This window comes from Spirillospora sp. NPDC047418, from assembly GCF_040643275.1.
Taxonomy (GTDB): Bacteria; Actinomycetota; Actinomycetes; order Streptosporangiales; family Streptosporangiaceae; genus Spirillospora.
Window position 1 is genome coordinate 1 of the sequence record NZ_JBEYTW010000097.1, and the last position, 23,474, is coordinate 23,474.

25 protein-coding genes are annotated in these 23,474 nt (G+C 69.3%); 13 read left to right on the plus strand and 12 right to left on the minus strand.

Annotation, left to right across the window (positions count from 1 at the left end):
• A partial coding sequence (locus ABZ806_RS37145) for a PAS domain-containing protein (protein WP_500222928.1) occupies positions 1–866 on the minus strand: 866 nt, incomplete at its 3' end.
• A gap of 500 nt (positions 867–1,366) precedes the next feature.
• Here ABZ806_RS37145 and ABZ806_RS37150 point away from each other — a divergent pair.
• Positions 1,367–1,960 (plus strand): DUF5994 family protein, encoded by a 594-nt coding sequence (locus ABZ806_RS37150; protein WP_500222930.1) that lies wholly within the window; start codon positions 1,367–1,369, stop codon positions 1,958–1,960.
• A gap of 65 nt (positions 1,961–2,025) precedes the next feature.
• Here ABZ806_RS37150 and ABZ806_RS37155 read toward each other — a convergent pair whose 3' ends face one another.
• The 3 genes from ABZ806_RS37155 to ABZ806_RS37165 all read right to left on the minus strand — a co-directional run bounded on the left by ABZ806_RS37155 (position 2,026) and on the right by ABZ806_RS37165 (position 4,911).
• Positions 2,026–2,853, minus strand: coding sequence for a hypothetical protein (locus tag ABZ806_RS37155; RefSeq protein ID WP_500222932.1), 828 nt, complete (start codon positions 2,851–2,853; stop codon positions 2,026–2,028).
• 2 nt (positions 2,854–2,855) lie between these two features.
• Positions 2,856–4,148, minus strand: a complete 1,293-nt coding sequence (locus ABZ806_RS37160) for a VWA domain-containing protein (protein WP_500222934.1) — start codon at positions 4,146–4,148, stop codon at positions 2,856–2,858.
• A gap of 130 nt (positions 4,149–4,278) precedes the next feature.
• Positions 4,279–4,911: a TetR/AcrR family transcriptional regulator gene (locus tag ABZ806_RS37165; RefSeq protein WP_500222936.1), complete on the minus strand. Its 633-nt coding sequence runs from the start codon at positions 4,909–4,911 to the stop codon at positions 4,279–4,281.
• A 41-nt stretch (positions 4,912–4,952) separates the two neighbouring features.
• On the opposite strand from ABZ806_RS37165, the gene ABZ806_RS37170 reads away from it, so the two are divergent.
• Positions 4,953–5,567 (plus strand): class I SAM-dependent methyltransferase, encoded by a 615-nt coding sequence (locus tag ABZ806_RS37170; protein WP_500222938.1) that lies wholly within the window; start codon positions 4,953–4,955, stop codon positions 5,565–5,567.
• Positions 5,568–5,642: 75 nt separating this feature from the next.
• Here ABZ806_RS37170 and ABZ806_RS37175 read toward each other — a convergent pair whose 3' ends face one another.
• From ABZ806_RS37175 to ABZ806_RS37200, 6 genes are all read right to left on the minus strand, one after another.
• Positions 5,643–6,842, minus strand: a complete 1,200-nt coding sequence (locus ABZ806_RS37175) for an NAD(P)/FAD-dependent oxidoreductase (RefSeq protein ID WP_500222940.1) — start codon at positions 6,840–6,842, stop codon at positions 5,643–5,645.
• A 49-nt stretch (positions 6,843–6,891) separates the two neighbouring features.
• Positions 6,892–8,043 carry an acyl-CoA dehydrogenase family protein gene (locus tag ABZ806_RS37180; RefSeq protein WP_500222942.1) on the minus strand — a complete coding sequence of 384 codons (1,152 nt, stop codon included), beginning with the start codon at positions 8,041–8,043 and terminating at the stop codon, positions 6,892–6,894.
• 3 nt (positions 8,044–8,046) lie between these two features.
• Entirely contained in the window at positions 8,047–9,102 is a 1,056-nt protein-coding gene (locus tag ABZ806_RS37185) for an alcohol dehydrogenase catalytic domain-containing protein (protein ID WP_500222944.1), read from the minus strand.
• 90 nt (positions 9,103–9,192) lie between these two features.
• A complete protein-coding gene (locus ABZ806_RS37190) occupies positions 9,193–9,855 on the minus strand; it encodes a TetR/AcrR family transcriptional regulator (RefSeq protein WP_500222946.1) in 663 nt (220 codons plus the stop codon).
• A gap of 104 nt (positions 9,856–9,959) precedes the next feature.
• Positions 9,960–10,604: a hypothetical protein gene (locus ABZ806_RS37195; RefSeq protein ID WP_500222948.1), complete on the minus strand. Its 645-nt coding sequence runs from the start codon at positions 10,602–10,604 to the stop codon at positions 9,960–9,962.
• A complete protein-coding gene (locus tag ABZ806_RS37200) occupies positions 10,601–12,553 on the minus strand; it encodes an alpha-ketoacid dehydrogenase subunit alpha/beta (protein WP_500222950.1) in 1,953 nt (650 codons plus the stop codon). Before ABZ806_RS37200 ends, ABZ806_RS37195 begins: the two co-directional genes overlap by 4 nt.
• Before the next feature lie 199 nt (positions 12,554–12,752).
• On the opposite strand from ABZ806_RS37200, the gene ABZ806_RS37205 reads away from it, so the two are divergent.
• The 9 genes from ABZ806_RS37205 to ABZ806_RS37245 all read left to right on the plus strand — a co-directional run bounded on the left by ABZ806_RS37205 (position 12,753) and on the right by ABZ806_RS37245 (position 20,575).
• Positions 12,753–13,991 carry a thiolase family protein gene (locus tag ABZ806_RS37205; protein ID WP_500222952.1) on the plus strand — a complete coding sequence of 413 codons (1,239 nt, stop codon included), beginning with the start codon at positions 12,753–12,755 and terminating at the stop codon, positions 13,989–13,991.
• Positions 13,991–15,541, plus strand: a complete 1,551-nt coding sequence (locus ABZ806_RS37210; protein WP_500222953.1) for an AMP-binding protein — start codon at positions 13,991–13,993, stop codon at positions 15,539–15,541. Before ABZ806_RS37205 ends, ABZ806_RS37210 begins: the two co-directional genes overlap by 1 nt.
• Positions 15,542–15,566: 25 nt before the next feature.
• Positions 15,567–16,280, plus strand: coding sequence for an SDR family oxidoreductase (locus tag ABZ806_RS37215; protein WP_500222956.1), 714 nt, complete (start codon positions 15,567–15,569; stop codon positions 16,278–16,280).
• Positions 16,281–16,308: 28 nt separating this feature from the next.
• Positions 16,309–17,202, plus strand: coding sequence for an alpha/beta hydrolase (locus tag ABZ806_RS37220; RefSeq protein WP_500222958.1), 894 nt, complete (start codon positions 16,309–16,311; stop codon positions 17,200–17,202).
• 162 nt (positions 17,203–17,364) lie between these two features.
• A complete protein-coding gene (locus tag ABZ806_RS37225) occupies positions 17,365–17,826 on the plus strand; it encodes a DUF3375 family protein (protein WP_500222960.1) in 462 nt (153 codons plus the stop codon).
• Between the two features lie 15 nt (positions 17,827–17,841).
• Positions 17,842–18,120 (plus strand): SbcC/MukB-like Walker B domain-containing protein, encoded by a 279-nt coding sequence (locus ABZ806_RS37230; RefSeq protein WP_500222999.1) that lies wholly within the window; start codon positions 17,842–17,844, stop codon positions 18,118–18,120.
• Positions 18,121–18,503: 383 nt separating this feature from the next.
• Entirely contained in the window at positions 18,504–18,758 is a 255-nt protein-coding gene (locus tag ABZ806_RS37235) for a DUF3322 domain-containing protein (protein ID WP_500222961.1), read from the plus strand.
• The gene (locus ABZ806_RS37240) at positions 18,755–19,351 is read left to right on the plus strand and encodes a Wadjet anti-phage system protein JetD domain-containing protein (RefSeq protein WP_500223001.1); all 597 of its coding nucleotides are present in this window, start codon (positions 18,755–18,757) and stop codon (positions 19,349–19,351) included. The genes ABZ806_RS37235 and ABZ806_RS37240 overlap by 4 nt, the downstream gene beginning before the upstream one ends.
• A gap of 270 nt (positions 19,352–19,621) precedes the next feature.
• Complete coding sequence (locus tag ABZ806_RS37245) at positions 19,622–20,575, plus strand: DUF8094 domain-containing protein (protein WP_500222963.1); 954 nt, start codon at positions 19,622–19,624, stop codon at positions 20,573–20,575.
• A gap of 17 nt (positions 20,576–20,592) precedes the next feature.
• Here ABZ806_RS37245 and ABZ806_RS37250 read toward each other — a convergent pair whose 3' ends face one another.
• Entirely contained in the window at positions 20,593–20,805 is a 213-nt protein-coding gene (locus tag ABZ806_RS37250; protein ID WP_500222965.1) for a siderophore-interacting protein, read from the minus strand.
• 260 nt (positions 20,806–21,065) lie between these two features.
• Positions 21,066–21,533 carry a winged helix-turn-helix transcriptional regulator gene (locus ABZ806_RS37255; protein WP_500222967.1) on the minus strand — a complete coding sequence of 156 codons (468 nt, stop codon included), beginning with the start codon at positions 21,531–21,533 and terminating at the stop codon, positions 21,066–21,068.
• A 59-nt stretch (positions 21,534–21,592) separates the two neighbouring features.
• Between ABZ806_RS37255 and ABZ806_RS37260 the strand changes: the two genes are divergently transcribed.
• Together ABZ806_RS37260 and ABZ806_RS37265 are read left to right on the plus strand one after the other, a co-directional pair.
• Positions 21,593–22,111 carry an SRPBCC family protein gene (locus tag ABZ806_RS37260; RefSeq protein WP_500222969.1) on the plus strand — a complete coding sequence of 173 codons (519 nt, stop codon included), beginning with the start codon at positions 21,593–21,595 and terminating at the stop codon, positions 22,109–22,111.
• A 10-nt stretch (positions 22,112–22,121) separates the two neighbouring features.
• Positions 22,122–22,475, plus strand: a complete 354-nt coding sequence (locus ABZ806_RS37265; RefSeq protein ID WP_500222971.1) for a VOC family protein — start codon at positions 22,122–22,124, stop codon at positions 22,473–22,475.
• Positions 22,476–23,474: the final 999 nt, after the last annotated feature.

The window sequence follows — 23,474 nt, forward strand, 5'->3', positions numbered from 1 at the left end:
AGGACGTCGGCGAGCGCGGCGAATATCTCGGTCGGCTCGGTCCGCGCCGCGGCCGCCGCCGCGGCGCGGTCGAGCAGTTCCCTGCGCTGCCGCTCCTGCCACTGCCGCTCCACGTCGGTGGCGGTGCCGATCCACTCCACCACGGCGCCGTTCTCCTTCACCGGCGCGGCATGGAGCTCGAAGTGCCGGTACTGGCCGTCCTGCGTACGGACCCGGTAGGTGTGGTGCCAGGGGCGGGCCTGCCGGACCGCCCTCTTCCACGACCGCAGCACCGCCGGGCGGTCGTCGGGATGCAGCGCGTCCGACCAGCCCTGGCCGGTGTAGTCCACCCGGCGCTGGCCCGTCACCCGCTCCCAGATACCACTGGAGTCGATCACCCGGCCCGCCGGATCCGCCACCCACACGACTTGCGCGGCCAGCCACACCAGGCTCTCGAACCGGCGGCGCCAGCGCCGCTCCTGTTCGGCCGACCGGTCCGCCCGCCGGGTCGCGGCGACCTGCTCGGTGACGTCGACCGCGATCACCAGCACGCCGGGGCGCTCGTGGGTGAACCGCGACAGGTTGAAGGAGAACACCCGCTCCTGACCATCGGCGGCCCCCGGGTTCACCGGCGTCTCGACCACGTTGACCGGCTCCCCGGTGGCCAGCACAGTGTCGAACAGGGCACCGTAGTCGCGTTGGAAGCGGTCACCGAACGCGTCCCCGGCGGGTTCCCCGAGCGGACGGTCCACGATGAACGTCCGGAGGGCGAGGTTGCTGTAGACAAGGCGGTGCTCAGGCCCGATCGTCAGGGCGACCGCGATCGGTGCCGGATCGAACGCCTCCAGCGCCAGCCATCCCATCCCGCGCCCACCGGTGTCTTCCATCACACCCTCCGCCTACCTCCATCCATCCACGCGTACCCACCCACCACAGGCCATACCTGCACGTCTGAGGCTCGCAGCCCTCGGTCGGCGCACACGCTTCCCGACTGAGGACCATTGCGCCTTCCGTGGCGCTGTGGGACTGGCCACATCACCAGACGCCGTTATCCGACATGGTGAGCCTGACCTGCTTCCTCGTCGTTCTGCTGATCTTCTTCAGCATCGATGTGCGTTCGAGGAATTCGGAGGCGTCGAGACCGTGGCATGCCCAACTCTTCGAATGGGCCTCTCGGATCGGTCGGAGTGCTGTGCGCCATCACACTGGGCCTGGAAATGCTCTGGCAGCGATCGGAGTCGCCGTAGTCGAACTATGTCGAATATATACCCGAATATTACTCCTTGTATATTTTCTGGCATCGGAAGTCTGGGCAAGTATTAAAGATATCCCAAAAAGGTGATATTTCTGCACTTTAGCTGTCCCGTGCGGAATGAGAGGAAGGATCATGCGAACCACTGACAAGCCAGGAACTGTCATCGGCCTGACGCCGCATTCGGCGCCCCGGCTGGCACTGCGGCCCCGCGACCCGGCCGACCGACCCGGTCCGGTCCGCGGCCGCGCGCTGCTTGACGGCGGCTGGTGGCCACGCTCGACCAACCCGGTCACCGAACTGCCCGGGATGCTACTGGCCCTGCGAGCCCACGGCCGACCTGACGGCCACCTGCCGATCATGCACGTCCTGCTCCGGACGGGCGATTGGGACGACCACCCGCGCCGGCTGCTGGTCGAGGGCCCGGACGACACCCGGGAGGTCCGGCTCAGCTGGTTCGACGGCATCCCGTCCGGCCTGCTCATCGCGATCTACGCCGACGGGCGCCGCATCGACCTGCTCACCGTCCCGGCCGACACCGGCCACGCCGCGGCGCAGGCGGCCCTTGAAATGGCTGCCGCCGGCCACCAGCCCGCCCCCAACGTGCCGGCCGTCCTTACAGTCCCCGCCGGTCCGCAAGTCCCGGCACGCAGCACCTTTGGGCCAACGCGGACCCCACAACGCCTGGGAACCGGGGACAGACGACCACTTCGACTTCCGGCATCGTGATCCCGGCCGGACGCGCCGCAGCGCGGCGGTCGGGGACTGCCTGCGGTGCCCGGCCGCGGTCCGGTTCAGCGAGGGGCGGAGAACCATCGGTGGGGACGGCGGGTCAGGCTGTATCCCGCCACGGCCGCCGCGGCGGCGAGGACTCCGCCGCCGATCGTCCACCACCACCGGCCGGAGGGCCAGGAGAACCGGCCCTTGACCAGCTCGGCCGGTTTCGGTGCCGAACTGGCCGCGGACGGCGACCCGGACTGCGCCGCGGGCGCCGCCGCGTCCGGGGCCAGAGTGGCCCCCGGGTTGACGGATGGGGACAGCGGCGCCTTCAGCTTCGCGCCGGTCGGCTGTGCGTCGCCGTCCTTGGCGGTGATCTGCACGTCCGCCCGGATGGGCAGGCCGAGGTCCTGTTCGGGCAGGGCACTCGCCGACAGCCGCAGGTAGTAGGTGCCCGGCAGCGGGTCGTCGGACCACGGCTCGGCCCACGCGCGGACCCGCCGCAACGTGCAGCGGAGGTCGACCCGCGCGGCGTCGGCGGCGGCCGTCGCGTTCTGCGGACCGGCCGTGCACGCCTGGCGGCGGCGCAGCCCGTCGAAGACGTCGGCCGTGTACGTCGCGGCGCCGTGGCGGTCCCCCGTCGGCGGCAGTGCGACGGTCACGCTGACCTGGCTGGTCTGCCCGGCGGCGAGGGCGAACGACCAGTACAGATGGTCGCCGGTCGAAGCGGACACCCGGACCGGCTGCCCCGGCTCCACGGTGGTCGCTGTGAGGAAGGACGTCCCGGCGGTGCCGACCGTCGGGGGTGGGGACGGCTCGTCCGCGGCGGCCGGTCCGGCGGACAGCGGCGGTACCGCGGCCGCCAGCATGGCGGTCGGCAGGATGAGCAGGGGGGCGGCGCGCACGGTCAGTTCTCCTTAAAGGTGGCGACCCGCCAGCGGGCGAGCCATCCCATGACGAGACCGGCGACCAGGCCGGTCCCGGTGAGCACGACCAGCAGCAGCCAGCCGCGGCCCAGGTCGGGCCCGCCCGGCGCGTCCGAGGACGGCACCAGGTCGACGGTCAGCTCCAGCGGCATGCCGGGCGCCGTCCGCACGTAGGCGGGGGAGGAGAAGGAGTTGCTGACGACCAGGCAGACCGGCCGCAGGTCAGACCCACTGCCGGACGTGGGCGACGCGTCCGCCTTGACCTGCCGTTCCGCCCAGCGCAGGCCGGTCGACCTCACGTCGGTGCGGCCACTGCCCGCGTCGGTGCCGCGGACGAGTTCCTGACCGTCCGTCGACACCGCGCGCAGCAGCACGCCGTGGTCGGGGTTCAGCCTCCGGTCGAGCGAGAGGCTGATGGAGGCGCGCAGTTCCTGCCCGGGCGCCACCCGCACCCGGTACCAGCGGTGCTCGCTGAACCGCTCCCGGTCGGTGTACACGCCGGGCGTCAGCAGCGGCGCATCGGCGCACTGCGCGCCCCCGGCCACCTGCCGCGGGGTCTGCCGGTAGGTCGCGCCGGCCCGCTGGACGAGCTGGTTGAGCCGGCCGGTCAGCTCCTTCTGATGCTGGACGGCCGTGTAGGTGCCGCCGGTCGCGTCGGCGATGCAGGTGAGCTGACGGCGGACCTTGGCGTCCAGGGTGAGCCCGAGGGTGTCCACGACCAGGTGCGTCCCCTGGGCGGCCAGCTTGCGGGCCACCTCGCAGGGGTCGGGTGGTGAGCAGGTGTCCTCGCCGTCGGTGATGAGGACGATCCGCCGCGTCGTCTCCCCGGTGCCGAGGTCGCGGGCCGCCGCGCGGAGCGCCAGCCCGATCGGCGTCCAGCCGGTGGGGCGCAGCGTCGCGATCGCAGCCTTTGCCTGCACCTTGTCCATCGGACCGACCGGGAAGAGCTGCCGGGTGTCCCGGCAGCCGACGGCCTTGGGACTGCCGGGGAACCGGTACTGCGACCCGAGCACCCGGATGCCCAGTTGCGTCTCGGCGGGCAGGGCGTCCACCACTTCGTTCAACGCCTGCTGAGCGGCCGCCATCCGGCTGCGCCCGTCGATGTCGCGGGCGCGCATCGAACCGCTGACGTCGAGCACCAGCTCGACCTTGGGAGGCTCCGCAGGACCACCGGCACCGCCGTCATCGGCGGCACCGGGGGGCGCGCCGAAGAACGTCAGGGCGGCCAGCAGACCGAGCAGACCGCCGCCCGCGAACCATCGTCTGGTGATCATCGAAGGATCCTATTGACGCCCCGCGGCCCCGATGACCAAGATCGCCGTACTCGTCCGTCGATCACATCCTGGACCCGGTCCGGCCTGCCACCCGGCAAGATGAACGGCGCTTGAAACCGGGCCGGGTCTCTCAGCGGCCCAGGAGTTGACGGGTCAGCTGGTCGGTGAGCCAGCGCTCGTACTGGTCGGTGCTCCACCCGGACTCGACGGCCAGTTCCTGGTAGACGCCGACCGCGGCGAGCGCGCGGTAGACCGCCTGCGCGGCGGGGAGCGGCATGACCAGGTGGGTGCCGAGTGAGGCGACGATGGCGTTCATTGCCTGGTTGCGGCCGTCGAGTTTGGCGCGCAACAGTGCCCGCGTCTCCGGATCCTCGGCCATGGCCGCGTCGAAGAGCTGCATCACGTCGTATCCGGTTTCGAAGAGCGAACGGAGGAAGCGCGCTGCGAGCCGGACCGTCTCGGCCGCGTCGGATGCCGCGACGGCCTCGCCCACGACCTCTTGCGCGCGGGCATCCTCGAGCCACTTCTCGCAGATGGCCGACAGGATCTCGCGCTTGGCGCCGAACGCGGAGTACACCGTGCGGTCGGCCACGCCCGCCTCCCGCGCGATCGCGGTCATGGTCGTCATCCGGTAGCCGTCAACGGCGAACAGGCGGCGCGCGGCCGCGGCGATCCGGTCGCGCGTCGCCTGTGCCTGTTCCTGCCGGTAACCACTGCGCCCCCTGCCGGCGGGCGCGGTCCGACCCTTGACACTCTCGCCCACGCTGGACACAGTAGCAGTGTCTTCATTGCAGGGATACTGCAATGAAGACAGACCTACTGCTACAGGAGGCTCTCGTGCCCAGCCCTTACCCGGTGCTCTATCGGATCGGACTCACACCGTGGGAGCGGATCACCGACGAGGGGCCGCTCCCATCCCTGCTGGCCGAACGCGCTCCCGGGCGGGCGCTGGACGCCGGTTGCGGTGCCGGCCGGCACGCTGTGAAGCTGGCCCGGAGCGGCTGGACGGTGACCGGGGTTGACGGTGTCGGCAGGCCCCTGCGCGTGGCTCGGGCGCGCGCCGCCGCCGCCGGCGTGGAAGGCCGCACGAGTTTCGTCAAGGCCGACGTCACCCGCCTCGAGCAGACCGTGCACGGCATGTTCGACCTGGTGCTCGACATCGGTTGCCTGCACGGCTTGAGCCATCCCCGGCAACGGCGCTTCGCCGACTTCGTCACGAGTCACACCCGCGAGGGCGCGGCTCTAGTCATCCATGCCGTCATGCCCCGCACCGGCCTGGGCCCGAAGGGACTTGACGAGGACGGCGTCAGCCGGATCTTCCCCGAGCCCTGGTCGCTGGTGGGCACGACCGACTCTCCGATCTCCGGCGGCGGACCGCTCCGCGGCGCCGCCTTCCGGTGGTACCGGCTCCATCGCTGAGAGGCGGGGTCCCGCGACATCTTCGTGGAGATCCCCCACTGTGCGCATGCGGCAGGGATCCTTAGCGTCTGGGCGTCAAATCCGGGCGCCGGCGGGACGGACGCCGACCCGGAAGTCGGCGACGCGCAGGATCTCCTCAGCGTCGTCGAGCGGGGGGTAGATCCGCTGCTGGTTCGTGGCGGTCTTGCGGGCCTTGGCCTCCTCGCCGGTGCTCCGGATCACGCGATCCCAGCCGCTGGTCAGCACCGCACCGGCAGCGCCGAGATCGACGCAGGTCGCGTACGGAGCCGGGCTGAACGCGGCGAGGGGCAGGCCGAGCAGATCAGCGGCGGTGTTGTGGCCGGCGTACTTGCCCAGCGGGATGGCGTGTTGGCACGACTGCAACACCAGGTGGCCCGGCTCGGCGTCGGCCGCGGCGGTGTCCCCGGCCGCGAACACCTCAGGCGCCTCGGGGACGCGGAGGTGCTCGTCCACCCGCAGCCGTTCCAGCCGGTCGCGCCGCCCCGGGATCTGCGCGGTCAGCGGGCCGGCCTGGACGCCGGCCGTCCACACGACGGTCCCGGCCGCCACCTGCGTGCCGTCGGTGAACCGTACCGTTCCGGGTTCGACCGTGGCGATGCTCTGCCCGAGCCGCACCTCGACACCCAGCCGGTCCAGCGCCTCGGCGATGGCCGGCCGAGGATTAGGGCCGAGGTCTGGACCCACCGTGTTGGCCCGTTCGACCAGTACGACCCGTGGCCGGTCCGCCCGGTCGCTCATCTCGGCCAGCCTGCCGACCATCTCCGTCGCGACCTCCAGCCCGGTGAAGCCGGCGCCGACGACCACAACGGTCCAGCGGCCCGGCCCCGGAGGGCACGCGCGCAGATGCTCGTCGAGGGCGATGGCGGCCTCCATGGTGTCCACAGAGTGCAGGTGCTCGGCGCCCGGCAGATCGGCAGGGCGCAGTCGGCTTCCGGCGGCGAGAATCAGTCGGCGGTACCGCGACTCGGTGCGGCGGCCGCTCGCGTCGACCGTGGTCACGGCCCGGTGCGCGGTGTCGATCGTGGACACGGTGGCGGCCACGCGGTGCACGCCGATCGGGCCGAGGACCCGGTCGAGCGGCACCCGCATCAGGTGCGGGTCGGGCTCGTACAGTCGCGGGCGGATCACCAGATCGTCGCCGGGTGCGACGAGGGTGATCGATAGGTCCGCGTCGTTGCCGGCGCGCATCCGGGCGGCGGCTGCGGCGCTCCACACACCGGCGAAGCCGCCACCGATGATGAGAATGTCCTCCACTGGGGGTCCCTTCGTTATCGGGTCGTACACAGGGCGGATTGCGGGCGGGTCACACGGCCCCGATGATCGAACGCGCGATGATGGTGCGCTGGATCTCGTTGGTGCCCTCGCCGATCTCGAGGATCTTGGCATCGGAGTAGAACCGTGCGATCTCCGACTCTCGGATGTAGCCGTAGCCGCCGTGGATCTGCAGGCTGGCGCCGGCGGCCCGGTTGGCCACTTCGGAGGCATGCAGCTTCGCCATCGCGGCGGCCCGGGTGAACGGCCGTCCGGTGTCGGCCAGCCAGGCGGCCCGGTAGACGAGCCACCGTGCCGTCTCGACCTCGGTCGCGATATCGGCGATCTTGTGGCCGATCGCCTGGAACTCGTGGATCGGGCGACCGAACTGCCGACGCTCCCTGCTGTGGCGTACCGCCAGTTTGAGCGCCGCATCGGCGAGCGACAGGCTGAGTGCCGCGACACTGATCCGCCCGGGGTCGAGTACCTGTAGGACCTGGCGCAACCCGGAGCCCTCCTCGCCGATCAGGTGGTCGGCGGGGATCCAGCAGTCCCGGAAGACCAGCTCCCTGGTGTCGCACGCGTTCCACCCCAGCTTGCGGAGCGGCGCCCCGAGGGTGAGCCCATCGGTGCCCTTCGGGATGAAGAACACCCCGAAACGCTTCTCCTCTCCCTCGTCGCCGGTGACCGCGAGGATGGTCACGCCGAGGCTTCTGTCCGTGCCGGCGTTGGTGATGAACATCTTCGTGCCGTTGATGACCCAACCGCCGGCGTCCTGACGTGCCCGGGTTCGGATCGCGGCGGCGTCGGAGCCCGCCTGGGGCTCGGTCAGGCCGAAGGCGCCGATGTGGCTGCCTTCGGCCAGCGGTCGCAGCCACCGTTCCTTCTGCTGGGGCGTACCGAATCGGACCAAGGGCAGTGAGGCGATCGTGGAGTGCGCGTTCCAGCTGGAGGCCACGGACTGGTCAGCGCCGCCGATCTCCCGCATGGCAGTCACATAGGCGACGAAACCGGCGTCCGCCCCTCCGTACTCCTCGGGTACGAGCAGGCCCATCAGCCCGAGCCGTCCCATCTTCGTGAAGACCTCGCTCGGAAACCGATGCTGGTCCGTCCAGTCGGCCGCGTACGGAGCGATCTCCTTGGCCGCGAAGGAGCGGCAGAGGTCGCGGAGGTCGAGCGTCGTCTGGTCGAGTGAGAAGTCCACAGGTCAGCCCTTCGGGGCGAGAAGGATCTTGAGGCCATCGATGGGCCCGGCGCTCAGCTCATGGAAGGTGGGGATCGCCTCCGTGAGCGGCCGGATGCCGGTGGTGAACGGTGTGGGGTCGAGCCGGCCGCCGGCCATCAGCCGGAGTACCCGTTCGATGTCGTGGTGGTATCCGAGCGCGCCCGCGATCTCCCGCTCGTAGAGGACGAGTTGGCTGAGCTTCACGGTCAGTTGGCCGTCGCCGATGCCGACCACGCTCACGCTCCCACCGCGTCGAACCGACGTCAGGGCGAGTTCGAACGCCTCCGGCCGACCGGTCGCCTCGATCGCGGCGTCGGGACCGCTCCGCCCGGAGCGGAGGAAGACCTCCCGCCGGACGTCCGTCGTTCGGGGATCGAACGCTTCGGTCGCGCCGAGTTCGCGCGCCCGTTGCGCGCGCGCAGGCGACGGTTCACTGACGTAGATGGTGGCGGCGCCCAGGCTGATGGCCCCGAGAAGTGCGGCGATGCCGATAGGTCCGCCGCCGGTGATGAGTACCGCGTCGCCCGCCCCGATCCGAGCCCTGCGTGCGGCGTGGAGGCCGACGGCCAGCGGCTCGGCGACCGCCGCCCACAATGCCGGGACGCCGTCCGGCACGGGGAGCACGTTCACCCGGGGCACGACCACCTGGTCGGCGAAGCCGCCGTCGCCGGCGAGTCCGATAGAGCCTCCGCGCGTACAGATGTGATAGTCGCCGCGCAGGCAGGAAGGGCAGGTCCTGCATCGCAGGCAGGGGTCCACCGTGACCAGCCGTCCGGGGGCGAGGTCGTCGACCGCCGGCCCGACCGACACAACACGTCCGCTGAACTCGTGGCCCAGCGTGATCGGAGGCCGTGCTCCGGTGAGGGGGTGGGGGGTCTTGCGGATCATTTGCGGCCCGCGGGTGAATTCGTGGACGTCGGTACCGCAGATGCCGCAGGCCTCGACCGCGATCACGACGTCGTCGGGCCGCGTCAACTCGGGCACGGGCACGTCGTCGAGCCGCATGTCCCCGCCGGCGTGCCATCGAAGAGCTCGCATGGCATCCTCTCCTAGATTTTATGTACTCATCGGTACATGAAATTGGGCAGGAAACCCCGATGCCGGTCATGTCCATGATCCAGCGACCCGTCAGGCGGGTGCGTTGTCGTCCAGCAGGAGCAGGGCTTCGTCTTCCGCGCGTCGAACCGTGGCCGGCTCGGCGCCGAAGCCGAGCATCAGGGTGCGAAAGTAGGTCGGGGAGAGGGTGGCGGGTGTCCAACGCTGGCCGGGGCGTGCCCACTGGAACGTGTGGTTGTGCAGATTGAGGAACTGCAGCATCGCGAGCGTGCCGTCAGCCCGCTCGATCTCTCCGGCGTCCATCGCCTGCTCCAGCATCGACCGGACCAGGTGCTCGAACTCGTGCCGCTGGTCCAGGACCCGTCTGCGGTTGGGCTTCGAGAGGTGCCGGTAATCGTGCTCGTAGACCCAGATGTGATCGAGGCGATCAAAGATGACGGTGAGCAGGTGCTGGGAAACCAGTCGGAGTCGCACCATTGCTGAGACGTCGAGTTCGTCGATGCGCTCCGTCTCGGCCAGGACTGGCGCGAGCACGCGGTTCTGGATCTCGACGAGCAGTTTCTCCTTGGAGCCGATGTAGTAATACAGCGCGCCCTTGCCGAGTTTGACCTCGCGGCAGATGGTGGAGACCCCGGTCGCCGCGTATCCGCGCTTGGCGAACAGGCGTGCGGCGTGGTCGATGATCTCCTGCCGGCGCCCTTCGAAGTTCGGTCCGTGACCGCGAGGTCGTGGCATCGAACGTCCACCCCATCCTGACGAGGGCGGCACAGCCCTTGAGCCGCCGCCCGAGTCTAGTTGGCACCGTCCGCCGGGCGTGTCGGCACGGCTTCCGCGCACCCTCATCGTGCCTCCTCCAGGGTGAGCGCCCGCGCCACGGCTCGGACGATCTGCGCGCCGGCGTGCAGACCTCCCACGTTCGTGCTGTGCACGGTGAGATCGATGACGTCGGCGACACCGAGCGCCGTCGCGCCCAGCGAGTCACGTACGGGAACCACGCTCGACTGCGGCTGTCCCAGAACGACCGTCGTCGCCCGAGGTGCCGACGCGAAACCGGTCAGCCCCAGCAAGCCCAGGTCGAGAACCTCGAGCGCGACCGATGCGGGACCGCCGCCGCAAGGCGCCTCCGCGAGGGCGGACGCGTCCAGCCGGCGGGCGATTGTTTCGGTGTTCAGGACGAGGATGTCCTCGATGACGGACGTCTGCTCCCGGTGATCGGGTAGCGGGCGTCTCAGTAGCGCTCCAATCGGAGCCGGGCGTTGCTCCCGCATCGCCCGTGCGGCCGCCGCGGCGGCAACGGCGATCCTGAGCCGCGGGTCAATGGTCGCGTCGACCACGACGCGTGCGCTCACCGCGGTGAACGCCGCGACTCCGGCCGCGCGCAGGAGCGTGCGTACCGCGGGTGTGAGGAACGGCCCTCGGACCTCGGCGGGGGGCGCCGAAGGCTGTTCGGTCCAGTGCGGAGCCCTCATCGGTTCCATGCTCATGAGCGGACCACTCTCCGGACGGTGTCGACGATCGCGTCGTCGTCCGGTAGCCAGAGCCGTTCGAGCGCGGGTGCGTACGGTGCGGGCATCGCCGGCGGCGCGACCCGTGCCACGGGCGCGTCGAGGTACCAGAATCCTTCGTTGGCCGCGAGCGCGGCGATCTCCGCTCCGACACCGAAGTCCTGGACGGCCTCGTGCGCGATCACCATGCGATGGGTCCGGGCCAGGGACTCCAGGATCGTCGGGCGATCCAGTGGGGAGATCGTGCGCAGGTCGATGACGTCCGCCTCGATGCCCTCCGCGGAAAGACGGGCGGCGGCCGACAGTGAACTGGACAGCATCCGCGACCAGCTGACGACGGTGACGTCCGAGCCGCGCCGTACGACCTTGGCCTTGCCCAGCGGTACCAGATGGCCGGGCTCCGGGCGCGGTCCCTTCATCCCGTACTGCAGCCGGTTCTCGACGAACACCACCGGGTTGGAGTCCTGGATCGCGGCGCGCATCAGCCCGTAGGCGTCGGCGGGGTTGGACGGCATCACCACGGTGAGCCCGGGGATGTGGGCCGGCAGCGCCTCGAGGCTCTGGGAATGCTGGCTGCCGGACGAGCGGCCGGCGCCGAACTGGGTGCGGACCACGAGGGGCATGCCGGTGCGTCCGCCCGTCATGAACCGCAGCTTGGCGGCCTGGTTCATCAGGCCGTCGAGGCAGACGCCGATGAAGTCCATATACATGATCTCCACGATCGGACGCAGACCTGCCATCGCGGCGCCGACCGCCGTGCCGATGATCGCGGACTCCGAGATCGGTGTGTCCAGTACGCGCCCCGGATACCGCTCGGCCAGACCACGGAACAGCCCGAACACGTTGCCCGCGACTACGTCGATACCGGCCATGAACACGGTCGGGTCGGTCGCCATCTCGTGCTCGATGGCCTCCTGGACCGCGGTCATCGTCTTGAACTGCGGCCCCGTCGGGGCGAGTGGCTCGGGGATCTCGTCTCGTGGTGCGGTGACGAAGTCGAAGAGGGCGTGCGGGGCGGGCGGTGGTGCGGCTCGGGCGCGTTCGACGGCGGCATCGATCTCCTGTCGGATCTCTCGGTCGATGTCCTCGAACGCCGCGGCGGTGACACCGTCCCTCAGGAGCCGCTCGGCGGTGATGGTCAGCGGGTCCCGTGCCTGCCATGACGCGAGTTCCTCGGGTGTGCGGTACCGCTCCGGGTCCCCCTCGTAGTGGCCGTGCCAGCGGTAGGTCTCGGCTTCGACGATCACGGGGCCGCAGTCGGAGCGAATATCGGCGAGGACCTCGCCGATCGCCTCGGCGACCTGCTCGGCGTCGTTCCCGTCGACGCGGTGGTACGGGAGCCCATAGCCGATCGCGCGCTGTGCGAGCGTCGCCGGGTGCTGGTCGGTGGTGGCGGAGAACTCCGCGTAATGGTTGTTCTCGCAGAAGAACACGACTGGGAGCCGCCACACGGCTGCCAGATTGACCGCTTCGTGGAACATCCCTTGGGCGACGGCGCCGTCGCCGAAGAAGGAGACGGTGACCGTATCGCTCCCCCTCAGTCGGGCAGCCGTCGCCGCGCCGACGGCTATCGGCAGTCCGGCGCCGACGATGCCGTTCGCTCCGAAAATTCCGCGACCGGGATCGGCGATGTGCATGGAGCCTCCGCGGCCGCGGCAGGTTCCCGTGTCCTTGCCCATCAACTCGGCCATCATCGCGTCGGGCTGCAGACCCTTGGCAAGGCAGTGCCCATGGCCGCGGTGGTTCGATGTCACGACATCGTCCGGGTGCAGGTGCCAGCACGCTCCGACCGCCGATGCCTCCTGGCCGATCGACAGGTGCACGAACCCCGGTATCTCCTTCGCCTTGTAGAGATCGGAGGTGCGATGCTCGAATTCGCGGATGCGCCGCATCCGCCGGTAGATCTCGAGGCGTTCCTCGACGGTCATGTGACCTGCTCCTTCGCGTGCATCGGGCGCGCTCCCTGAACCCGGCGCGTCCACTGTAAGGTTTCATGTACCACTTGGTCCACAAAATGCTGCCCCGACCTTGACAGGGGGTCCGGTTCGGGGATTCCATAGACCGACTGGTACACGAAACTGCGCTGTGAGGTGCCATGAGGGTTCTGCACCGGCATGGACGGTCCCGGTGAGCCCGTCCGATGTCCATGTGGTCGGCGTGGGGATGACCCCGTTTCGCTACGACCCCACCACGACGGTGAAGGGACTCACTACGGAGGCGGTGGATCGCGTCTGCGTCGACGCGGGCATCGGACCGGACGCCGTGGAGGCCGTGTTCTTCGCCAACAGCGGGCAGGGCGTCATGGAGGGTCAGCACGCGGTGCGCGGGCAAGTCGCGCTCCGGGCCGCGGGGGTGACGTCGGTTCCGGTGACGAACGTCGAGAATGCCTGTGCCGGCGGTTCGACGGCCCTCAACTCGGCGGTGGCCGCCGTGGCGTCGGGTATGGCGGACGTGGCACTCGCCGTCGGCGTCGAGAAGATGTCCGACCCCGACCGCGCGCGGAGCTTTGAGATCTTCGCGGGTGGCTGGGACGTCGCCGAGGCCGGGTCCACGATGAATGCTCTCAGAGATCTCGGAGCGGGTGTCAGGGTCCCTGCCGAGCATCGGGGCGGTGCCAGCAAGAGCATCTTCATGGACGTCTACGCAGCGCTCGTCAGGGACCACATGCAACGCTTCGGCACCACGCCGGAAGATCTCGCCGCCGTGGCTGAAAAGAACCACACCCATGCGGTGGCCAACCCGCTGGCCCAGTACCGGACGCCGATGACGGCCGCGGACGTCCTGGCGGCCCGGACCGTGGCGTGGCCTCTGACGGTCCCGATGTGCGCGCCGCTGACCGATGGTGCGGCAGCCGCCCTGGTCTGTCGTGGGGACACGCTCGATCGGTTCGCACGCGACCGTGCCGTTCGCGTCGCCGCATCGGTGCTCGGAACCGGTATCGATCGGACGGTCGAGGAGTACAAGGACCATCTGGTGGCACGAGCGGCTCGTCGTGCCTACGAGATCGCGGGGGCGGGCCCGGAGGACGTCGATGTGGCCGAGGTGCACGACGCCACCTCCTTCGCCGAGATATGGCAGATCGAGAATCTCGGGCTGTGCGCCTTCGGCGAGGGGGCGGCGTTGACGCGCAGCGGCGCCACGTCACTCGGCGGCCGGATCCCGGTCAACACCTCGGGAGGTCTGGAATGCAAGGGCCACCCGATCGGAGCCACCGGACTCGGGCAGATTCACGAGATCGTCACGCAGCTGCGGCACGAGGCGGGCCCACGGCAAGTCGAGGGCGCGCGCATCGGCCTGATTGAGAATGGCGGCGGCTTCATCGGGGTCGAAGAAGCCGTCGCAGCGATCACAATTCTGGAGCGTTGATGCGACCGATCGACTTCTTCGACCGCGGGGCCGGCCTCTTCGGCGACTCGGTGTGCATGCGGCTCGGAGCCGATACCGTCACCTATACCGCGATGACGGAGTTGACACATCGGATCGCGGTGGCGCTGAAGCAGCGCGGCACCGGCCATGGTTCGGCGGTCGCCGTACTGAGCCCGAACGATCCGATCGCCTTCGCCGCGGTGCTGGGCACCATGCGGGCCGGCGCGGCATGGGTGCCCGTGAACGCTCGGGGCGGGGTGGCCGAGCACGCCCATCTTCTTCAGATCACCGGCTGCGATCTGGTCTTCGCCCATGTCTCGATCGCGGACCACGCGGAAACGGTCGCCGGACTCGCGGGCGGACTGGAGGTCGTGGTCTTCGGCGGCGCGGCCTCGGCCTCCTTTGAGCGATGGATGGCGCCGGCGGGTTCCCGGGCCGCGGACCTGGCGGAGGACCCGAGCGCGGTGGTGGCCTTGCCCGGCACGGGGGGCACCACGGGCCTGCCCAAGGCAGTCGTGCTGACCGAGCGCTGCTTCGAGACGATCGCGACGACATTCAACGCCTGCCTCCCGAACCCTGCCGCCGAGCAGCCCGTCAACCTCGTCGCGGCGCCGATGACGCACGGTGCGGGAATGATGACGTTCCCGCTCCTGCCGCTGGGCGCCGAGGTGGTCGTGAGCGCCGCCGACCCGGCGGAGATTCTCGACGCGATCGAACGCTACCGGGTGACGCAGTTGTTCCTGCCGCCCACTCTCGTTTACGCGCTCATCGACGAGCAACGGCGGCGTCAGGCCGACGTCTCGTCCTTGCGCTACCTCATCTATGGCGGCGCCCCGATGTCGGTCGAGAGGCTGAGGCAGGCCCTCGACGTATTCGGGCCGGTGATGACCCAGCTCTACGGTCTTACCGAAGCGCCGATCGTCTGCAGTCACCTCACGGTCGAGGACCATGTTCTCGCGGCCTCGGATCCGCGGTTCGAGCAGCGGCTGTGGAGTGCCGGACGGCCCACCATCGCCACTCGCGTGGCAGTCATGGACGACTCCGGCGCACTGCTCCCGGTCGGCGCCACAGGTGAGATCGTCCTGCGAGGCTCGGTCGTCATGGCCGGTTATCACGAGAACGCGGCAGCGACCGACGAGGCGATGCGGTTCGGCTGGTACCACACCGGCGACGTGGGGTACTGCGATGCGGACGGCTTCGTGTACCTCAGCGACCGCAAGCGCGACATGATCATCAGCGGCGGGTTCAACGTGTTCCCGGCGGAGATAGAACAGGTCATCCACGGGCACCCCGGTGTCGCCGAGTGCGCCGTGATCGGCATTCCCGACGAGAAATGGGGCGAGGCGGTTACCGCGATCATCCAGCCGCACTTGGGGATGGACGTCGATCCCGAGGATGTACGGGCGCGATGCCGCCGCGAGCTCGGGCCGATCAAGACGCCTAAATTTGTCGAGATATGGCCTGAGCTGCCGGTCAGTCCCGTAGGAAAAATATTGAAGCGGGAAATCCGTGAGCGGTTCTGGCGGGGGCGGACCAGGCGGGTGTCCTAGTAGAAGCGCAATCAAAGGAGGAGAGATGGGACTTGCGGGTTGTAGTGTCGTGGTCCTCGGTGGCAGTTCGGGCATCGGCTTGGCGACCGCGCGATCGGCCCTGGCCGCCGGTGCGGAGGTCACGATAGCCAGCCGTAGCCGGGAGCGGCTCGCGCAGACTGCAGCGGATCTTCCTGGCAGCCGTGCAGTGCCCTGTGACATGCGGGACGAGAATCAGGTGAAGGGGTTGTTCGCCGCGGTCGGCCGCATCGATCACCTCGTGATCACGGCGGCCGAGGTCGGCATCGGGCCGGCTCTCGAGGTTGAGAAGGCCGATGTCCAGTGCAACTTCGACACCCGCGTCTGGGGCTCGTTCTTCGCGGCAAAGCATGCTGCGCCGCGGATGACGGCGGGCGGGTCGATTACCTTGATGTCCGGGGTGGCCGCCTGGAGGGGGCTTCCCGGCGAGGCGGTGGGGGCCGCCTCCGTGGGCGCGATCGAGGCCTTCGGCCGCGCGCTGGCGGTCGAACTGGCGCCCATTCGCGTCAATACGCTGTGCCCGGGCCTGGTGGACACGACCCTGCTCGACGAGGTACTGGGCGACCAACGGAACAGCATCGTCCAGCACTTTGCTGAGAAGTTGCTCGTCGGGCGTATCGGGAAGCCGGCAGAAATTGCTCACGCCGCGCTCTTCTTGATGACCAACGGCTATGTCACTGGAACGACTTTGCACATCGATGGCGGGCACCTGCTCGTGTGATCAGGGCAGTGCCCAAGAGAGGAATCCCATGCGAACGGATATCGAATTCCGAGCTGATGACGGAACGGCGCTACGCGGCTGGTTCTTTGAACCGGAAACCGGCACCGGACCGCACCCAACGATCGTCATGGCTCATGGAATCACCGGTGTCAAGGAACTCATCGAGCATGTGGCCGAGGCATTCTGCGACGCCGGATTCGCGGTGCTGCTCTACGATCACCGTTGCTGGGGTTCGAGTGACGGCCTTCCCCGCCGCGATGTCGACCCCCTGCTCCAGGTCCGTGACATGCGTACAGCGATCACCTTCGCCGAGACCCTGACCGCGGTCGACGCCACGCGCATCGGCCTGTGGGGAACGAGTTTCGCCGGTGCTCATGTGCTCCAGGTGTCGGCGACCGACCGGCGCGTTCGCTGTGTCGTGTCCCAGGTACCGATGATCAGCGGCCACCGAAATTTCGCCGCCCTGTTGTCGGCCGATGCGTTCCCGGTGCTGCAGGAGCAACTCGCCGCCGAGCGACGAGCCCGGTTCGCCGGCGCCGAGCCGGTGACCATCCCCGTGTCCAGCGAGGATCCGGCTCAGCCGCACGCGCTACCCGGTGCCCGCACCCACTGGTACCTCAACAACAGCCCCAACGCGGGCCGCTCACCCGACTGGAGCAACGAGATCACACTCCGCTCACTGGACTGGGCCCTGGAATACGACGTGACCCCCTTCGTCGAGCGCATCAGCCCGACGCCCCTGCTCATGATCGTCGCTGCGAACGACACGCTCACTCCGACGGCGATCGCTCTCGAAGCATTCGAGAACGCTCATCAGCCGAAGCTCTTGGAACTCGTCCCGGGCGATCATTACTCCCCCTACCACGACGAGTTCGACAGGGCATCGACAGCGGCAACACGCTTCTTCACGGCGAACCTTTGAACTGGCCCGCGGGCGCCGGGGCCGGCGGGCCGGCGGGCCTGCGCACGGTCGTCGGCGTGCTCCGGCTCGCTTGGATATCGCCGATGATGAGCTCGACATCGGGTACCGAGGTTCTGTTCCCCGCCGGACGGCGTTGAGCCGCAGGTCGTACCCTGGTCGGCGATGGGAACACGAGGTGTGGAAGGCGCATATCAGGGTGCGGTTCGGGCGTTCCAGAACCCGATGCTCGATCTGCTCCACCGGACCTACGCGCCGTTCGTGGTGACGGTGCTGGCGATGATGTTCACGCCGGAACGGCCGGCGGTGGCGGTCGCGGATGCCCATGCGGAGATCGCCGGCGCCCTCGACCAGTTGCGGGCGGCGGGCTACGGCGTCGAGGGCGTCCAGCCCTTGCCGGCCGGGAACGCCCGTGACCTGTGCAGGCAGTGGGTGCAGGCGGGCTGGCTGGTGCGGCAGGTCTCCGACGACGTCGAGGTGTACCGGCTGTCCGCGCACGGCGTCGGCGCGCTGGAGGTGGCCGGCCGGGTCGGCGGGGCACGGACCAGGGTGTCGGAGTCGCGCGTCCGGACGCTGCTGGAGGCGGTTTACGACCACATCGGGGAGAAATCCGGCGGCGAGTCCTAGGAACTGGTCGCGTTCATCGTCGGCGCCGCGCTGCGCTACCAGCTGGGCAACGCGGGCGCCGAACGCCCCCGCTATGCCCCGGTCTTCCTCGATGAGGCGCTGATCAAGGCGGACGCGCACTTCACCGGCCGAGCCATCGGTGCTTGGCGCGGGCTCGGCTTCCAACTCGTCATCAGCGCCCCCAACGACAAGCACAGCGCGATCGAACCCCACGTGGACGCCGAATACTTGACCCTCAAGAACGCAGACGGGCGGTCATGGGTGAGCCCCATCGTGGCGGTTCCCGACGCATGACTCCCCGACTGGTCACTCCGGGCGATGCGTCGAGGCGCTGCGCCGAAAGTCCATCAGAATTGGGCGGCGGCCGTGTGCGGCGACCTCGGCGTGGGAGATCCGGTGACGTTCTCCATATCGCTCCGGCCCGGCGTGTCGACCGGTAGCGCGGTGGCACGGATCGGGCATGCCGCCTGGCATGAGTGGAATGTGCGGTGGCGCGAGTTCGCCGAGTCGCACTTCACGGGGGTGCTGATCGTCCGCAGGTCGCTGTCCGTCCAAGGCGTGACGGACGACTACCCCGTAAGGCTCATCGCGGGATTGGACGCCGCCATCGCCCTGGTCTCTGGAACCGGACCGCCGCCCGTGGACGTCGGTCGCGCTCGTGCGCTCGCGTCGTCGCTGTGGTCCACCGGAGCGGTCACCACCCCGGCACCGTTCGGACCGCCTGCCAGCTCGGAGCCGACGACGCCGAGGTACTGCTCAGCGCGGTGGCGTGGTTGCGTCGGAACCCGGACGCGGGCGCATGGACCGCGCGGCAACTCCCGGTCCCCGGCATGCACACCAAGTGGCTCGATACCCATAGCGCGCTGCTGCGCGACGTCCCCGGACGCGACGTCCGGGACGAGGTCCGGCCCGGGCTGGCAGTGCTCATCTGACCTACGTCGACCCCGCTCACGCCGCTTCGGGCCGCCGCAGACATGACGCATGGACCACAGGTGACACGCACGACATCGGTTACCGGCCGCGGATCGTTCTCGTAGTCGAGAACCGCGCCTCCCGGCTCTGGTTCCCATCGGTGCGGGACACGATCGTGGTGGAGGGCGGCGGCAAAGCGGCCGCGGCCCTCCTCGCGAACGTCCCCTGGCTCCGAGCCGCGGAGCGCATCGTCTACTGGGGCGACATCGACGCGGACGGATACGCGATCCTCGACCGGTTCCGCGCCGCACTGGCCGAGCCCGCACCGGACGGCGCGCCGCCGAAACCGGTCACCTCGATCCTGATGGACGTCGCGGACCTGCACCGCTACGCCCAGCACGGGGTGAATCACGACAAGGCCGGCCGCCCCCATCAAGCCGTCCCCGGCGATCCTGCCGTTCCTCACCGAAGCCGAGGCGACCGCCCACGACACCATCGCAACCGTCGGCCCCACCCCGTTCCGCCGGATCGAACAGGAAGCGATTCCTCTCGCCCAAGCAGCAAACCGGTTGCTGGACGTCTCCACAAGATCTCATCCGTAACCAGGCTGTAGAGAAGCCGCCCGGACCCGCCAAAAGACTGTCGAGTCGCCTTCTTCGGGGGCGGTCTTGCGTGCCGTCAGGAGGAGTCCGTCGAACTCGGTCGGCGGGTTGTCGCTCCGGTCGAAGCCATGGTTGAACCTCACCGTGTGGGCGGTCGTGGTTGCGGCCAGTCCGTGTGCGCGGACAGTCGCTTCTAAAGGCCGTTGACAACGTGCGGCCGGCTAGGACGGGAGCCAGAGGTGTCAGACGCGGGGCCGCTGCCGAGAGTTCGACTGCACATCGTGACGGGCATCGCCGTCCTCGGAACGCTCGTCGCGGGGTGCGGCTTCGGCGATGCCGGCGGGGACGAGGGGAAGGACCCAGCCGCACCGAGCGCGCAGCCGACGGCCGCCTCGGTGACCGAGGCGCGGGCGAGAACCATCTTCGCCCACTACCAGAAGGTCAACAACAAGGCGAACGCGCAGGTGTCGGACGAGCTGCTGCGCTCCATCGAGTCCGGCCCGATGCTCGAGGCCGACCTGGCCGGCAACAAGAGCATCCGCGGAAAGTACGAGAAGAAGATCGCCGCGTTCACCCTCCGAGACCCGCAGTTCTTCATCCCGCACACGACCGGCCCCGCGTGGTTCGCCGTCACGGCGGTGGATCCCAAGGACGGCGGCACCGAGTTGAGTGTGTTCGTGGACACTGGGGGCGGGGTCTACAAGACGGCAAGCGCCGCGTGGCTGGCGAAGGGCAAGAAGTTCCCGGCGATCGCCCGCAACGCCGACGGCTCGGCGACGGCCGTGACGGAGGGGGCCGCCCTCGGCGTCGGCGGCAAGCTCTCGCAGTACCTGACCGCCGCGGTGCACGGCGAGCAGCCCACCGGGTTCGTCCCGGGGCCGCTCACCTCGACGCTCGGCAAGAAATGGGCCAAGAGCGTCAGGAAGATCAACGGCGGGTACAGCTGGGTGGGCGGCACGTCCTGGAAGGCCCGGCCCCAACCGGTCTACGCGCTCAAGACGGCCGATGGCGGGGCACTGGTCATGAGTGTCTCCAGCCAGTCCCTGACCTATACGGCGCTACACGAGAAAGCCTGGTACCAGCCTGGCTCGTCCTTCTTCGGGCTGGGCCCCAAGCGCTACCACAAGCGGTTCTCAGGTGAACTCCTGTGGATGTTCGCCACCCACGTCCCGGCCAGCGGCCCCGCGGACGTCCTCGCCAAGTACTGCCTCGCGGTGTCGGCGTCCGGCTCGTGAGAGTCCCTCGACGGGCCTCAAGCGGCCGGCGCCAGATGAACTTCCGGGACCCCGTACCCGATCACCAGCACCGTCGCGGGGCCGGGCGGGTCGTGCAGGACGAAGTCCACGGAGAGCCGGCCGACGCCCGCGTCCCATTCGCTGATCGTGTAGCCGCGCTGGGACTCGGTCTTCGACCCCGCCGGGTCGTGACACCAGAACCGCAGCCACGACACCGGGCCGACGTCCACGTCCTCGCCGAGGGGACAGGGCGTCCGGCTGGCGCCGCCGCGACCAGGCCCCGGAACGACGCCTTGAGCAGCAACCGGACGAAATCCGAGCTGGATGCGAGGCTCCTGAAACCGCCGGATTTCCGCCGCACCGCCGGACGGTCGGGGCAGCGACCATGCGGCGGGTCCGTGCGCCGCTCCGGTCGGCTCTGGCGGGCGCGGTACGGCAAGGCCTGATCGCAGTGGGCCCCATGCTCGAGACGGGCCGGCAGCCGAACCTTCTACGGAATGCGTTCGGGGGGCATGCCGGGCCCGATCGTGGCCTGGACTTTGGTCGGGTCGTCCACGCGGCCGCAGTGCTCGCACACTGTGTGCTGGGTGATTCCGGTGCCGCATTCCGAGTGGACGTAGAGGATCGGCGGTTTGCCGTCCGTCGCCCACTGGTCGCCCCACTCGGTGAGCGCGACCAGCGCGGGCGCGAGTGCCCTGCCCTTGTCGGTCAGCAGGTACTCGTACAGTTCGGGCCGCTCGGAGTACCTGTTCCGCCGCATGATCCCGGCGTCTACGAAGCCGTTGAGGCGGGCCTTGAGAATGTTGGTGGCGACGCCGAGGCTGCGCTGGAAGTCGCTGTAGCGGGTTGCCCCGGCGAACAGGGCGTCGCGGACGATCAGAAGGCTCCAGCGTTCGCCGACCACCTCCAGCGCGCGCGCGATCGAGCACACCTGCGAATCGTAGGTCTTCCCCAGCATGAGGCTCAGTCTATGCCATCTACTTGCGTCATGAAAGCTACTGCTCTACGGTGACTTGCATGATGCAAGTTGATCGAGAGCGGAGCTTTGCCACCACCTTCGCGGTGGACCGGTCGCCCCAGGAGGCGTTCGAAGCCATCACCGACGTTCGCGGGTGGTGGTCGCAAGGCGTCGAGGGAGTCGCCGACCGGGTCGGCGGCGAGTTCGACTACCGCTTCAAGGACGTCCACCGTTGCAGGATCCGCGTCACGGAACTGGTGCCCGGCCGGAAGGTCGCGTGGCTGGTCTTGGACAACTACTTCAACTTCACCGACGACCAGGCCGAATGGAAGGACACCGAGGTCGTCTTCGAGATCACGGAAAACGGCGGCGGCGCCGAAATTCACTTCACCCACGTGGGCCTGGTCCCGCAGTACGAGTGCTACGACGTGTGCGCCAACGCGTGGGCCGGCTACATCGGCGGCAGCCTGCGCAACCTGATCACTACGGGGGAGGGGCAGCCCAACCCGAAGGAGGACGGGGATGCCCCCGCCCACCAGCACGCCGCCACCGCGGCCCGAGCCGGTCGGCAGAAATGAGGAAGTCTCAATGATCACCCTGGAACCCGGCAGCATCCTTCTCGGGACCACACGGCCCACGGAACTGCGCGACTGGTACCGGAAGGCGCTGGCACCGGGGCACGAGGGCGACGGGCCGTTCGATCTCGGCGGTCTCCTGCTGGTCATCGACGGACGCGACGACGTCGGCGCGAAGAACAGCGAACCCGGCCGGATGATCATCAACTTTCATGTCGATGACTTCGACGCCGTCGAGGCGCAGTTGCGGGCAGCCGGGGTGAAGTGGGTCTCTCCCGTCGAGGACCGGCCCCTGGGCCGCTTCGGCACGTTCGCCGATCCCGATGGAAACTACCTGCAGATCATTCAATTCAAGCAAGGCGCATAACCGGCGTCACCGCGCGGAACTCTCGCCCGGTCGGCGTTCACCGTACGCCGGCCGGGCACTGTGCGTTCGCTGGACCGCCGCTGGATCTGGTCGGGGCCGGACGTCCGCGTCCGCTGGATCGCCCAGGACCTCGGCATCAGCGACCAGACCGTCTACTCTGAGCGCGAACAAGACCTCATCGACAAGATTCAGGCATCCGGCACGACCTCGGGCGGAGCAGGCGGAGCTGCTGGTGGCTCGCAGCCGGATCCGCGAACCGGAGCCGAACTGGCGGTCACCGAGCGCGGCATCGACGAGCAGGTCGCTCCGTCTCACCCGTCCCGACAACCGCGCAGCGGGCGTGATCGGGCTCGATAGCTACAGCCCCGCAGCCGAGCGTCGGGCACTGGCCGCACAATGACCTCTTCGGCCTGCGCCGTGTCGACCATGTCGAGCTCGCGCTGGTCGCCCGGGCGTCGTCCGGCCTCGGCGGTGCTGCTGGACACTCCGTACGGGTTCCAGGAGAACGTCGCGGAGATCTCCGTTCGCGCGCAGTCCTATTTCGAGCGCAGTGTGGGGCTGCGGGTGGAGGTACCGTGCGGGCTGCGCGGGTCCGCCGAGATCGACGCGGACGCGCGGGCGGCCGAAGCTCGCGGCGATGTCGGGTTGGCCGCGGTGCGTGTGGCGGACTGGTGTTCGCCGGGCCGGGGAGCCCGACGGACGCGCTGGAGCAGTGGCGGGGCCGGCCCGCCGGGGATGCGCTGGCCGGTCACGTCCGGACGGGGCGGGCGGCCAGCCGTAGCAGATGCCGACCAGTCTGCCGCCGTCCCGGACGACCCACGCCCGAACCCCTTGCGGTGTGTCGAGGCTTCCAGTTTCTCCGAGTAGGACGCGAGCTGCTCGGGAGTCTCCGGCCAGTCTGCGTGCCGCATGACTCGCGCTCCGCAGCATGTCCGTGACCAGCGCGGTCGAGGTCACCCTCCTCATGCGCCACGGAGGGCGATCGGGCCGGTGGTGGGT